Source organism: Kroppenstedtia sanguinis (assembly GCF_050433445.1).
Lineage (GTDB): Bacteria > Bacillota > Bacilli > Thermoactinomycetales > DSM-45169 > Kroppenstedtia > Kroppenstedtia sanguinis.
The window spans coordinates 1-13931 of record NZ_JBNPXF010000008.1; the positions used below are offsets into that span (position 1 = coordinate 1).

The following is a 13931-nucleotide window of genomic DNA, read 5'->3' on the forward strand; positions in this document are numbered from 1 at the left end:
TCGCCGGATTGATTGGGGAGGGTAAAAGCTATGGAAGAAATCGAGAGATGGCTGATGTATTCCTTTTGGGGTTCCTATTTGAAGGAAGATTATATGCAGATTGGGTTGGATGTGACGGAAACACTTATGAAACACTGGGGTCAGGTGGAATGGCTAAGGGGAGCTTTATTTAGCTATGATGAGGGTTTGAAAGATGTCGGTTCCTTCGATACCGTTCGAAAAGAAGTTTTAAGTGATCGGGAGCGCTACGAATTATTCGATGTTACGTTCTTTAATCCTAATGTAAGAAGTGAAAGTTGGAAAAGGGAAAGCATCTGATTTGAAAAGCATATCAAACATGAAGAAGCCCTGGCCATCAACAGCAGGGGCTTCCGTTTTAGCATCACAGTGAAATATCGCCGCATTGATTGGGGTGGGAAAGGGTAATGGTAGAGATCGAAAGATGGCTGATGTTTTCCTACTGGGGTTCCTATTTGAAGGAAGATTATATGCAGGTCGGGTTGGATGTGACTGAAATCCTGATGAAACACTGGGGGATGGCACGGCTTTTGGAAGGAGCAGCATTTGACTATGATGAGGGAATGGAAGATATCGATTCCATCGACAAGGTCAGAGATGAGGTTTTGAGTGATCGGGATCGTTATGAATTGTATAATGTTACATTCTTCAATCCCACCGTGACAGAAGAAATTTATGTGAACCGGTTGTATGTTAATGATGGAATGCTGAGAGTCGAAGAATATGACGATCTGAAATATTTTCAAACGGACGATCCCGCTGTGAACGAACGAAGAACCCAATCGCTGTTGGAAGTATTCACGGAAGTAGCCAGTCTTCCTGCGATACAAGAGCTGTGGATGGTGAATCATGATCGAACCGCTTTCATGGGTCATCCTGCCTATCTGTATCGTCCCCGTCCGCTGTATGAACGAGTGGAACATACGCTCTATATGTCAGAGACGAGGGACGAAGTGGCCCGGTTGGTGGAGGAGTTTGAAACCCATGTGCCTACGGAATGGGTGATCGATTATTTGCTGGATCGTCTGGAGGAAGATGCGGTACAGGAGATGGCGGATGGCAAGGTCCGGGTTCGCTTCTATGACCGGGAACTGACTCGAAGCAAGGTAAACACTCGGGAATTTCTGTGCACTTTTGAGGAAGATGTGGATCAGTTTTGTCGGGAAAAAGGGGTTGCATTGTATAAAGGGGAAGGATCTTAGTAGTTGGGGATGAACAGGGATCAGAGTCCTTTCGCCAAACTCTTGTTCCAATTGGCCCAGTTCCAGACCAAATGGATATTATTCACTTGTTGAGAGGTATGGTTGTTGAAATTGAACAGCCGGAGTAGCTCAGTCCCCCAGAGACGATCATACTTGTTCAAAAATCACATGCTACGGAAGACTGTACTAAATAGAATTGTTTTTATGTACACTTTAGTGATTTGTATAGAAAAGCCCATCTCTAAATGAGATGGGTTTAAATTTTTTTTCGTCAATCCTCTTCAAACTCACATTCCCTAAATTTCAATGTCCGGCTATTTTCCTTGACGGTTCGAACCACATCTTCGGGAGCACCGTCGGGGATCTGGGCTTGGATTTCCACTTGGATGGTGACTTCGGCTCTCTTTCCCCCCGAAAACACTGATCAACTCCCATCATCGACATCCCACCATCACCATATCCACCCCTTGCCGAATTACCTGAAACTCCTCCCCTCCCAAATCCGAAATCGTTATCGAATAATCGAAGGGAAAGAAGATTGGATGATCGTTCAGCATGTCAAGTGGCATGTAATCCTGTTCACAAGCATGGAGTAGCACTTTTGCAAGCCAACACTTCAATTCGGGAGTACGAACCTCGTGCTTACGTGAAATGGTGTTAATCCACTTTGTGTTGGTCTCGATGACCCCCCAGGAGCGCAAACTGGTTAACACCGCCTCCGTCGCCACTTCCACGTGCCTGCGGTCCCCGTACAATGCTTTAATCTTGCGTCGAATCTGGTGGCTGGCTATTCCATCTTGCAGCCGAAATCCGCTTCCCATCTCGTTGACCAGATCCCGAAATAGAGGGAATGCCAATGCCGTCATCCCATAATGGAGAACCAACCGTTCTTCCGGCAATATGGACTGGATCATCTCCAGTCCTTTCTGCTGAAGATCCCGATGATCCTCCTCGACGAGACCCCAGATTTTCATCAGGATCGTCACCGAATTTTTCCGGGATTTTGTTCCCTGTATGTCTGCCGCCAAAAAGGAGTCTAGCTTCTCATACATCTCTTTTGGACGGGTTCTTTTCAACTCTTCGGCTGTATAATCCAAATGGCGCAACATGATCTTTTGATCAAAACCCACGGCTTTTTTCACAGTTTTTCCCTCGTTATTCCGATTTGCGAGTCACGTGAACAAAGGGCACGATCACCTCTTCCAAACTAATCCCCCCATGGCTTACAGCCATTTCTTTTTCAGGAATAAAGGCTTCCCCACCTCGAGCCAGCAGAGCAAAACTGCCTTGAGGAAGGCCAAATCCCGGCCATGCATAGGAGGGATGTACTTGTGCCGCACGATCACGCAGTGACTCGTCGCTGTATATTCTAACACGTTCACCACGACTGTGGGCAAGAACCCCTTCGGAAATGCGGCCGATGCCACAGCTCTCCTCATTCCCGTGATCCGACGTGAGAAACAAATCGAAACCCCTCGCCAAAAGATCGTGAATCAAAGCTTTCAAATATCCCCTTTTCAGCCAAAGGTCGATTTCCTCATAGATCCCCTTCTGCCCCTGGATCGCCCCATGCATCAAACGGTCGATGGTATCTACGACCAAACCAGCGATCAGCGTCTGACCTTTCTGTAACGCCTGGATACGAGTCGAATCGTACATTCCCAGACCCAACCCTTTTTCATAACTCACCCTCATCCTGGAAACCTGATGGTTTTCCCAGAAGAGCTTCCAGGCGGATAATTCCTTTCGAGTAGTGGATAACGTTTGGGAGAACAGCAAAGGCGGCTCTCCGGTAAAGATCGCTTGTCTAGATATGGAGGTAATTGTAGGTACCCAAGCGAACACACCTCGCTCTTCCATATGGAACTCCGACTCCAATGCCTCCCGAATCTGATTCCACTGCACAAAACTCATCCCGTCCACTACTAAGAGAGCTACCTTCGATCTTCGTTGATAGTCAAGATAATGGGGAATATGGTGCACCATCACCGGAACGGGAAGATGGGGGAGATTGGGTAACGCCTGATACCCTTGGAACATCCAATCGGCAAAAGCGGTATCCAACTTTTTTTCCAAGGTGGCGATCCTCCGATTGGTCTCATCGTCCAGCTCCGATAACAGCTTTAGCCGAAGATGCTTCAACCTTCCGAATAGCATGGCCCGGTGGGACCATCCCTTATGGTCAGACCGGACATCCTCCCCCTCCAACCTTTCAAGCAGGTGGTTCAGCCCCTGTTTTTCTTCAGCCACCGAATCGATATGGATTCCGACATGAGTCCATTCCGGCAGACGATCCGCAACGATTCCCTTCACCCGTGACAATTTCCCTTCCATAAACAGGTGTTCCACAAAGGGCCAAACCTCCGGATGGCAAAACATCTCCATCTCGAAACCATATTGTTGCTCAGGTGGCAAAGCCTCCTTCCCCTGCTCCTCCTCTACGGACCATTTTTTTAGACAAGCAGACCATTCGCCTTGAATATAGTCAAAAAAGGCACGGGAAGAAGGAACAATCTCCTCCAGAGGGAGACGCTCCAATTCGGGACGAAGACGAAGATTCCTAAGCAAAAACTGTTCAAGAACCTTTGGATACCGAATCCCCTGACTATGTTTGACAAAGAGATGTTTCATCAAATCGACGGGGTTGTCAATGGTATCATAGGGAACCTTCAACACCTTGCGCATGATGAAGTCACAAGTGGCAGAATCAGAAGGAGGCCCTGTGTATTCTTCATCAATCACATGCAACCGATCTAGTTGCCCTGCGTCTAGTTCACTCAAAATGTTGGCAGAAAATCGGGGAAAAAGAGAAGAAAGGCGGAGATCGACACGATCTCCCGCCTTCAGCAAGTCATAAGGCAAATGATCCACGGAGTCCTCTTTCACCCGGAGAAGAATGTGGGAGGAGAGATTCTGCAACCGCTCTCGACAAGAGGATTCATACTGATAGCGAAAAGTGACTGGATCTTCATAGGGGATCAGAGTCAACCCCCGAATCTGAAGTTGGATCAAAATTTCCTCGTCCAACAGTAGATCATCCGGGTCGGAAACCAAATATAAGCGCAGAAGCGGTTCGTCGAAATGTTGGAGAATCCGATCGCGCCAGCTACTCATTTCTCTCTCACCTGTCTTTCCCGTGGTTTCTCTCCTAATAGGCGCGCTTCCGTCTAGATCCCGAGGCGAATCTGGGCGTGGTCGAAGTAGCGAAGTAGCTTTTCCTCCTCCTGCAACACTTTTTCCGGGAGGCGTTCCCCCACCTTCACGATCCGCTCATAATCCTTCTCATCCCAGGCTTTCTCAAATCCGGCGCGGATCGCTTCCGTGCGGAACTGCCTCAGCTTCTTGCGGCTCCCCTCCAACTCCTCCACATAACGGTTAAACTCCCGTAGCAGAGACTTCTCCCGCAGTTTCTCCAAGTCTGCCTGTTTATTGGGATCCGGAACATACCAACGCTCCTTCGCCTTGGCAATCAATTCCGGATCCTCCTTGTCCCGGTTGCGCAGATCACTGTAGTTTTTGCTCAAGTACGTGTGGATCTGGCTGGGCACCGGGCCTTCCCCGAGATAACGGAGGAAATTCTGCTCCAGCAGATCATCCAATTCTGGTAAGATCTCATGTTTGGCGAGGTACTGGATCTCCTTGGTAAAGTAAGGGTGCAGATCCTGCCGGGTCTGGGGCTTCTTCATTAACTGCTGGCGCAGCCATTCGATGGCGCTGTTCTCGTCAGAAACAAACAGGTTCATCTGAACAAAGGCTTTGGCGAGGATGCGCTGTTTATCATACTCGGCCACTTGGTTGTCCAGGAAAACCATCCCGTCCCGCATGGGAAAGCGTTGGGCCACTTCCGCTTGAAACTCCCCTGAGGATAACGGCACCGGATACCCCCGCTGCACATGATAAGCCACCATCCGGTCGAAGAGGACACGGGGAGTGCGCTCCATGTCGATCTGTACCTCTCCTTTTTTGCCGAGGAAGGGGGCCTTCTGGGCCAAGTGTCCCTTAACGAATTCCCAGACCGACCGTTCCGTCCCAGCAGTCTGTTGCAGGGTTTGCGCCATCTCTTCCGTCGGTTTGTAGGCGGAGATGACCAGATCCTGTTTGACAGCGACGGAGGTGGTGACGGCTTTAAAACTGCCCTGCTTTTTATCCAGAGCGGCGACATGAGCGACAATGAAACCCGCTTCCTGTAAGGCGAGCTGAATCGTGTTCCAGACACTGGCTTGGGAATTGGAAAACTCCACGGTCATCCAACGGCCGGGCTTGAGGACCCGGTAGGCTTCACGGAAACAATCGGTCATGAGCTTCCGGTAATCATCCAATGTTTTGCCTTGGCTCTTGTTTTCAATGGCTTCCGGTTTATTGTTGGTAAAGACTTTTAGCCAAGACTCCCACAGGAAATTGAGCTCAGAGTACATGATATTGGCACCAAAAGGTGGATCAATAAAGATATAATCAATTGAGTGAGAGTCGATACCACAGTTGGACAAGCTATTGGTCTCAACCAATGCTTGTCCCTGTGGGAAAAGGTTTGATTCAAGGAGTTTTGTTAACCTATTAATCTTTCCTCGAAGAATGTATTTAAGGGAAACATCTACAATCTGTGAACCAATATATAGTGTTCCACTTAAATATCTATTAACCTGCGAGAAATGAGTTGGAGCATATCGTGAAATCTTTGCCATCCCCAAAACTGCTTGTTGCACGGTATAAAGTAAATAGGAACGGATTGGGTATTTACTATGAAAAACCAAATGATAAGCTTTGGATAAAGTCATTAGGGCCCGTTTACTGTAAAAATGATGCACATGAGTAATACCAGTTCTATCGTTACGCCGTGATTCCTCACCTTCTACCATACGATCTTTCGGATACCAATAAGGTATCTCACTCTCCTCGATCTTCTTGATCAGCTCCAAATCCCAGTCATCCGGCCTTTTCTCAAACCGCTTCTTTCCTACCCGGTAGTTGATCAATACCGGAACTTGCTTCGCCTGGCGAATCGTCTCCCCGATGGCTGCGTCATAGTGGGTGGCCCAGGCACGCTCCACTTTTCGCTTATTCAACTCCGCACCGCAGCCAGGGCAAGGGAACTCCTTCTTCACCTTTCCCTCCTCTTGATCCACCGCTGCTTCCCAAAACACAATCTCCTCCGTACACTCAGGACAGACAAACACATCGCTCCACACTGTATAGTTGATCTGTCCGATCACCGGTTTACCATCCTCGTCCACCTGCGGTACGCCATCGATCATATGGCGGGTCTCATACATCCATCCGCATTCCTGCTCCACTTCATCCAGGATGCGTTCCGCTTCCCTCTTAAAGGCTTCAGCGTCCACTGGGGTGTTGTAGTTGTAGGCGATAAAGGTGGCGGCGGGAGAGAGGTCGTTTAGGATCGCCTTCCGTGCCCCCAGTTTGGAGAAGGGCTTGCCGGTTTCGTCCAGGATGGTGCCGTCCTCCCGGACCTGGTAGCCCAGGCTCTCCATTGCGGACCGGTCCCCGCAGAGTTGAGCGGCAACGCCGGTCATGCCGGTTCCGGCGAAGCCGTCAAAGACCACATCCCCCGGTTCAGTGTAGTGCAAGATATAGCGCATGATCGCTTTGTGGGGGACCTTGGTGTGATAGGAGTGGGCGTTGTAAATGGGGTCGTTTTTTCCCTCCGTGACGTCGGCGGCGAAGGGCTCCCGTTGGTACTCTCCGGCCGCCTCTCCCCCCTTCGCTTTTCGCTCCTCCTCCCATTCCTTCATGATCTCCGGGATGAAGGGATTGGGGCAGGCCGTATAGTAAGGTGGGTCCGACAGGGCGAGAATATCCTCATCCTCGCCCATCGGAAACCCTTCCATCTCTCTCAGTTCCGGCAGTTTTTTGCGTAGCTCTTCCGTGAAATGAGCCCGCCGGGCTTCTTCGCTGTCAAATATCTGTCCCAGACAAGTCACCGGCTGATCGGTCTGCTTCTCTTCACCGACCATCAAGGACAGCTGTTGGGTCTTTTCGCTCATGGTGTGCCTCCTCTTCTTTCAACATAATCCGCACATTTGAACCAGGTTGAGAACCGACCTGTTCCTGCAGCATCCGTTCAAAGCGATTCCGCAGTTCATCGATGGTGAGGGGACTGCCGTCGCCCATCATTGCCTTCACCTGCTCGATAGAGATTTCCACCCGTTTAATTCCTTGGAGAAGTTCTCGGATTGCCTGAATCATCTTCTCCTCGATGGGAAAGATCCATTCCTTCTCCTCAAGCAAGCGAAGGATGGGCTGTTGTTGTGACCCCCGCAACAGTTCGATATTTTTCTTTACTTCGGAGTCGCTCAGATTGGAGACGAGAATCTCCGTCCACTCCTCTAGCAGGATTTGCAGGTGCTCCTCCATCTCATCCAAGTGGATGTCTGAGACCCGAGGTTCCTCCTTGGGACGAAATTGGCAGTGGGGGCAGATCGGCTGGCTTTCCAGCTGATCTTGGGTCAAACTCCAACAGGACTTGAAGGACTTCAATTGCTTGTACCACTGGTCCAGGGCAGAGAAAGGCAACAGATCGATGGCAGACAACTGTTTCAAAGCATCCAGACGTTGATCTTGGAGCAGTGCTTGTTGTTGGTTGTGCTGGGTGGCATTCAGCCGAGATTGATTATGAAGGGTCAGGTAAATGTTCTGATACTCCGCTTTCAACTCCTGGAGCCGCTGCTGTTCAGTGCCACCTGCCTCCCCTTTTTTGAGAGTCTGCAGTAAGTCTTGCAGGGCATTGTCCACTTTTTTCTGCCAAGGATGGTCGGAGAGTAACTGATTCTGAGCGGTAACCAAGTACTGGGCAGAACGAGTCCATTCCTGGGTTTTCTGTTGCAACTGTTGGAGCCGTTTCATGGCTTGCAAATCTTCCCGCCGGGCTTCAATCTCTTCCAGCGAGTATTTGAATTTCCGCAGTTTCGCTGGCGTCTGATACACCTGGATACTTTCCAGGAACTTTTTCAACTCTTCCAGCTGGTTACGGAGCTGCTGAATCTCGGCATCAGAAAGCAGGTTTTCCTCCCAGGTGGGGATTCCGGTCCGGATGTCCTTCAAGGCGATGGCCGCTTCTTGGGTCCATCGAGCCGCCGTGCTCACCATCTGACCGATCCCTTGCTCCAGGGCGTTCGCTTTGAGCAAGGCCCGATTCACATCCAGCATTTCAAACAAAGCTTCCAATTCCCGCAGGGGCAGTTCACCGGATTTACTGATATGGCTGAATTGTATAAACTGCTTGAGAGGCAACCGGATCAGCTCGTCCCACTTCATGGCATCATAGTTAGTACCCTCGATGGCGATTACAATCTCCCCGCTATATACCAGGGCGGCAAGCACCACAGCGAAGAGCTCCGGCTCCAGCTTACGTTCCACTGTCCACTGAATGTTGTCTTCTGTACCCTGGACGGTTTGCACCGTTTCAATTAATTCGGAGTGGTTTACCACTTGGCCCGATCCCTTGGCCTCCAGTTTCTCAAGCACCCAATCCGCAAAGCCCGACCCACGAACCTTCAGTTTCTGATCCTTTCCCAAAAGTACCAAACCCGACAGGATGGCAGTGCCGTTTTTGGTCTTGGGTGAAGCTATATCCTTGATTGCATCTACTGCGTAGCCAGGCAGACTTTCTTTGGTCATCGGGAGACTCAGCTTACTGAAGGAGGGGTATTCCGGATATTTTTCCGCAAACCAAGTCTTCAAACAATCCCCGGCTGCTTCATCGATGATTTCACGAACTGTCGCATAGGCATGAGCGAAGACACTCCATTCCGCCAGCTTCTTGGTAACCCCTCTGTAAGTGATATTGAAAGCGGTGGGCATGTGCTGACGGAACCACTCCACGAGCTGTTTCCGATATCCATTGGCTTTTTCCTCATAAAGTCTGCGGGTGCTGCTGGCCGCTGTCGCTTTCATCTCTTCCGCCCCGGCGTAAAGCTTCAACCAGTGCATAAATTTCTCATCTCGGTCGACGAACTGGAAGAAGACTTCATCGGGCTTCTCTTCATCTTTGAACTTGGGAGGATCAAAGGGTTGCAAAAAGTAGACATAGAAATCCCGCTCCGGCTGAGCGGTGGAACGTTCGTTGGGGGCACCAAAAAACAAGTATCCCTGACGTGTTACCTTCCGGTCGTACCATGGGAGTTCGTGCAACCAGATTCGATAGCCGGAAGTATAGGAGGTCTTGGAGTTTTCCGTCACCTCTGCGAGTAACTCAAAATAGTATCTATCCAGCTGGTCATTAGAAAGAGTCTCCGATTTCTGCTCGATCAGATCATCAACGGCGATGTCCTTCTTGATATCCAGATAGTATTGACCATTTGCTTCGTTGGTGGAGATATATTGCCAGCTGACAGTTTTTAGAATCTCTTTCAGCACCACCTCGATATCCCCTCTGAGAAAACCAGAAGGGTCCTTATCATCCAGCACTTCGGTGTGGAGGAATAGCTCATCTCGGAGCTCCTCGGGTGTGACTCCCACCGGTGAATAGATATCATCGGTAGTCAAGCGAAACACAGCCAAAGCACGGATAATCCGCATCGCTAACGGACGATACATCGGCCGGGTAAAAGCATGCTCGATCCGATCCTGCAGAATTTTGGCCTTATTCATCACCTCTTTGATATCTGCGTTGCTTTTGAGTGAGGCATCATTTTCAATGTAAGGCCAGTAGCTGTCATAAGAGATAACACCAGGCTGCTCACTGGGTACCTCTTGGTCCATCACCTTTTTCATTTCATTGCTGATCGTCTTTAGAATGACTCGTTTTTCCGCCACAGTCACTTTTTCAAAGGTGGACAGATAGGCTGGATGGATGGGAAAAAGTGATACATATTTCTCCAGCTCTTCGCTCAGCTTGTGATACAGGGGCGTAAATTTCTGCAGGTGCTCCCGGATCAGGGCCTTCTGCTTCTCGTCCTTTTTCAGAAGACGCCGGGAGACCACATAGGCGATATCTTCACGGACGATGTTGACCTGTTCAAAACGCTCCTTCACCCGGCGCAGCTGCTCCGCGACAAAATGAAACTTCGGATTGTCGAAGAGCATCTCCTGCACACCCGCGATGAGCCGGAAGCGAGTTTTTCCGCAAATTTCCCCAACTTCACGCAGAAAGCCCAAGTCCAGGGACAATTCCTGCTCTTTGCGACTACGAAGATAATCCAAGAGCTCGTCGATAACCAACAAGAGTCCCTGGTCCGGATACTCTTCATGAAAAGCGGCCATCATCTCCATCAAGTTGTTCTTATTGTTACGTACCTGATCGGCGGATGGGAACTGATAATCGATCCCCATCTTTTCCATGCCTTCTTCCAGTTCGATGCAGATGATATCGCGTAGAGACATCTTCGACGAACCTATTTCCATTCGAATCACTTTAAACTTGCCTTCGATTTCCTTCGCCTTTTGAGCAACCCGCGGGTTAGTCAGATGAGCACTGGCCCCTTCTAATTCGGCGACTGTGGAAATCACACTCATTAGATGGGATTTACCTGTCCCATAGTTACCGACGATCAACAAGCCCTTGTTATCCGCATAGCGGTCCATCTGCAACTGTTCAATCACCAATTCATCTAAAAGTTCCGCCATCCGATCGGAGATCACATAGGTATCTAACAGTTGATAAGCAACCTTCTGTTCATTAGCATCGGTCAACTGAATGACAGATTCAATCGGTTCAAAGTGAACTAAATCCCGGTACTTCATCCATTCTCACACTCCCATAACTCTATATCTGTAAAACGAAGGCTTGGGGAAAGGGTACTTTTATATATTCCGGATGACCAGGTTGCGCATAGCTCAACGCGCTTCCATCATATTCCCCTGGCCAACAGACAAGAATGGTTTTATTTCCACTGACGTTCTCAAACAAACGTAAGGGGTCCTGTTGCAAATCTGGATGAAAAACTAGCTCGATTCGGTCAAAACAGATGGCTTCGTTCTTAATTTGATAAACAATTTCATTGACCATCCGTCCCACTTTTAACGGCCTTTTATTGATAGGCTCTTCTTTCAAGCGTTCACTCAAAAGTAAACTGAGGTTCATATGTACAATATCCAATGGTTTCAGAAATTCTACCAATGATTGCTTCTTCTCCTCTGTTAGAACCAGAAAGATAAGTCGGTGACGTTGGGAACGGACTTGATCCATTTTTTCACGCAGTTGAACCAATGAGGAAACCATCTACCCACCTCACCCATTCGTCATATAAAAATGAAAGATCACTGCCTTCAGTAACCTGTTCCGTAACTATCCGCTAAATCAGAAAGAGGAAATCCACCACACTTCGGATTCAAAACCAGGACACTCACCTATATGATCCTGTTTTATCGATACGGTAAAAAAATGACTGTAAGATCTATTGTATCAAGGAAAAATGTATTCTGGAATAGTCACCCCCTTTTCTAAACCCATAATCAGCATATCAAAAAAGGGTTGCCAAAAATGGAACAGGTTTCGGAAGATTTCCCTTCAGGTTGTTCATGAGAATTCTACTTTCATCAAGCTGATCATCCCCCTCCTGGTCCTCAACAACCAGAGACTTCTACAAACCGATGAAGGGGAACACAAAAAAACCAGCCCCTAGGCGACAACCGTGGGAACCGGGCTTGATGCAATCTGTATTCAACCGACGTAACTGCTCAAGAGCTTCGGTCACTGGATGTTTGAAGGAGAGAGATCAAAAGCCTCTGCCAACAGTTCATAGGATTTATGCCGAGTGGTTTTTTCCGTCAGCATATTTAGTATCATAATTTCATCCACCTTCGCATCTTGTGCGAGTTGCCTCAATCGCTTCTCTACATTTTCCACACTGCCGATCACAAAGCGACCTTCATTTTCCTGTCTCACGGCTTTCTCTTGGGCGGTATAAACATGGGCACTCGCTTCCTCCAGTGTGGGAGGGGCCAGTTGAAATTGACCGGTTCCCCATCGGACCCATTGTAATTCTGCGGGTCCAGCCAAATACGTTGCTTCTTTCTCTGTCTCTGCGGTTACAACGATGATGGCCAGTATGCTTTTCGGTTCCGGCATGAAAGAAGAGGGTTGAAAGTTTTCACGATAAGCTCGTAGCATCGGGATCGCTAACTCGGGAGAGATGTGGGCTGCAAAGACAAAGCCCAGTCCGTAATAGGAAGCAAATTGCATCCCCCCATTACTGGATCCGAGCATATAGATATCCGGTGTCAAACTGGGATCCGGTGAAGGAGTAATATTTTTGAACGGATGGTCATTGGAAAATTGATGTAGAAAGAAGGAAAGCAATTCGTCTAATTGCTCTGGAAAATCATACGTAGTCACTGCTTCCCGTGACCGTCTTAATGCCAATGCAGTCAAACCATCCGTGCCCGGCGCCCGTCCAATTCCTAGATCAATACGTCCGGGATGTAAGGCTTCAAGTATGGAAAAGTTCTCTGCTACCTTCAGTGGACTGTGATTCGGCAACATGATCCCGCCAGATCCTATACGAATGTTTTTCGAAACTGCCGCGGCATGAGCGCTTAACAAATCAGGGGAGGTACTCATCTGGTACTTGGTATTGTGATGTTCAGCAAACCAGTAGCGAGTATAGCCCAGTCGATCCGCTAACTGCACAAGCTCTGTAGAATTTTGTAATGTTTGAATCGCTGATTCCCCGTTGTACATAGTTGCTAGATCTAATATGGATAATTGCAAATCCCCACTTGCTTGATCTTTACCCATAGAAAACTCATCCCTTTCATTATCCTTCATTTTAGAAAATTCGTTTGGAACCCTAGGGTCTAACGATCCGATATATTTTCAAGCATCTGTTGCAATAGCCGACGCAACAACAAGCGTTCTTCAGGCAAGATCCCCGTCAACAGCTTCTCTTGCTCCCTTCTCCAGATTTCCTGAATCGGTCGTTGTAAAGCGCGACCTTCGGGAGTTAAATAAACTCGACTCACTCTCCCATCTACATCATCCCGCTGACGATAAATCAAACCATAGTTCTCAAGTTTTTTTAACATATTGGTTAAGGTAGAAGGTTCACACCCCATGCGCTGGCTCAACTCCAGCTGGGTGATGCCTTCTTCCATCCACAGCTGACAAAGCGCGTGTTCTTGACCTACATGGAGGTTAAATTCATGCAATAACCCGGAGTAATTACGTCGTGTTTGCGAACAGATTTTACTAAGAAGCACCCGAATTTCGCTATTCACCATATGTCTTCCACCTTCATTTATTTAGCACCCTAAGTATATGTCGTGCATTTATCTCAGTCAAATAATCGATACGAAATTATAATTATGTCGACTCAGGGCTATTGATGAACCATAAAGTGGATGATGGGAACGAAACGGCCCTCTCGCTCCACCCATTGCTCCATCGTAAAATATGGCTTGAGGGGACGGGGATGGTGGGAGGGCTACGATCTCTTGCAAAGAACGCATAGCGAGACCCGGGAGCGGAAAGCGACCCTGGCGAGACTTGTGCCCTATGGGTGCAAAGGCTATTCACCGCCCCACCATCCCGACCTGATTTCCTTCCTAAAATAGGGCTAATCAACACGCCTGATGTCAACACAAAACAAATAGATAATGGGGCACAAATTATTTATCATACTAATTTGTTCTAGAAGACTTTTGAAAAAGTCGTCATACCCACAAGACACTAGTCGTGCCTAGGATCGCTTCGTTCCCCCATGCTATGCAGAGTTGGGTTTCACATGGAGCGATTTGGGATCGGTAGAACAACGAAAA

10 protein-coding genes are annotated in these 13931 nt (G+C 48.5%); 2 read left to right on the forward strand and 8 right to left on the reverse strand.

The features are described from left to right. Positions 1–30 precede the first annotated feature (30 nt). Positions 31–318: a hypothetical protein gene (locus JOD24_RS06470; RefSeq protein ID WP_429246559.1), complete on the forward strand. Its 288-nt coding sequence runs from the start codon at positions 31–33 to the stop codon at positions 316–318. A gap of 107 nt (positions 319–425) precedes the next feature. Then, entirely contained in the window at positions 426–1220 is a 795-nt protein-coding gene (locus JOD24_RS06475; RefSeq protein ID WP_429246560.1) for a hypothetical protein, read from the forward strand. A gap of 271 nt (positions 1221–1491) precedes the next feature. On the opposite strand, the gene JOD24_RS06480 is transcribed toward JOD24_RS06475, so the two are convergent. From JOD24_RS06480 to JOD24_RS06515, 8 genes are all read right to left on the reverse strand, one after another. Next, a complete protein-coding gene (locus tag JOD24_RS06480) occupies positions 1492–1641 on the reverse strand; it encodes a hypothetical protein (RefSeq protein ID WP_429246561.1) in 150 nt (49 codons plus the stop codon). Positions 1642–1654: 13 nt separating this feature from the next. Further along, positions 1655–2362 carry a hypothetical protein gene (locus tag JOD24_RS06485; protein WP_380146219.1) on the reverse strand — a complete coding sequence of 236 codons (708 nt, stop codon included), beginning with the start codon at positions 2360–2362 and terminating at the stop codon, positions 1655–1657. A gap of 13 nt (positions 2363–2375) precedes the next feature. Next, on the reverse strand, positions 2376–4334 hold the full coding sequence (gene pglZ, locus JOD24_RS06490) for a BREX-3 system phosphatase PglZ (RefSeq protein WP_429246562.1): 1959 nt from the start codon (positions 4332–4334) through the stop codon (positions 2376–2378). Positions 4335–4387: 53 nt separating this feature from the next. Beyond that, the gene (locus JOD24_RS06495) at positions 4388–7219 is read right to left on the reverse strand and encodes a DNA methyltransferase (RefSeq protein ID WP_429246563.1); all 2832 of its coding nucleotides are present in this window, start codon (positions 7217–7219) and stop codon (positions 4388–4390) included. After that, positions 7179–10916 carry a DUF6079 family protein gene (locus JOD24_RS06500; RefSeq protein ID WP_429246564.1) on the reverse strand — a complete coding sequence of 1246 codons (3738 nt, stop codon included), beginning with the start codon at positions 10914–10916 and terminating at the stop codon, positions 7179–7181. The genes JOD24_RS06495 and JOD24_RS06500 overlap by 41 nt, the downstream gene beginning before the upstream one ends. A 22-nt stretch (positions 10917–10938) precedes the next feature. Next, positions 10939–11394 carry a BREX-3 system P-loop-containing protein BrxF gene (gene brxF, locus JOD24_RS06505; protein WP_380165863.1) on the reverse strand — a complete coding sequence of 152 codons (456 nt, stop codon included), beginning with the start codon at positions 11392–11394 and terminating at the stop codon, positions 10939–10941. 471 nt (positions 11395–11865) lie between these two features. Then, complete coding sequence (locus JOD24_RS06510; protein WP_429246565.1) at positions 11866–12912, reverse strand: LLM class flavin-dependent oxidoreductase; 1047 nt, start codon at positions 12910–12912, stop codon at positions 11866–11868. Positions 12913–12971: 59 nt separating this feature from the next. Next, positions 12972–13394, reverse strand: coding sequence for a MarR family winged helix-turn-helix transcriptional regulator (locus JOD24_RS06515; protein ID WP_429246566.1), 423 nt, complete (start codon positions 13392–13394; stop codon positions 12972–12974). Positions 13395–13931: the final 537 nt, after the last annotated feature.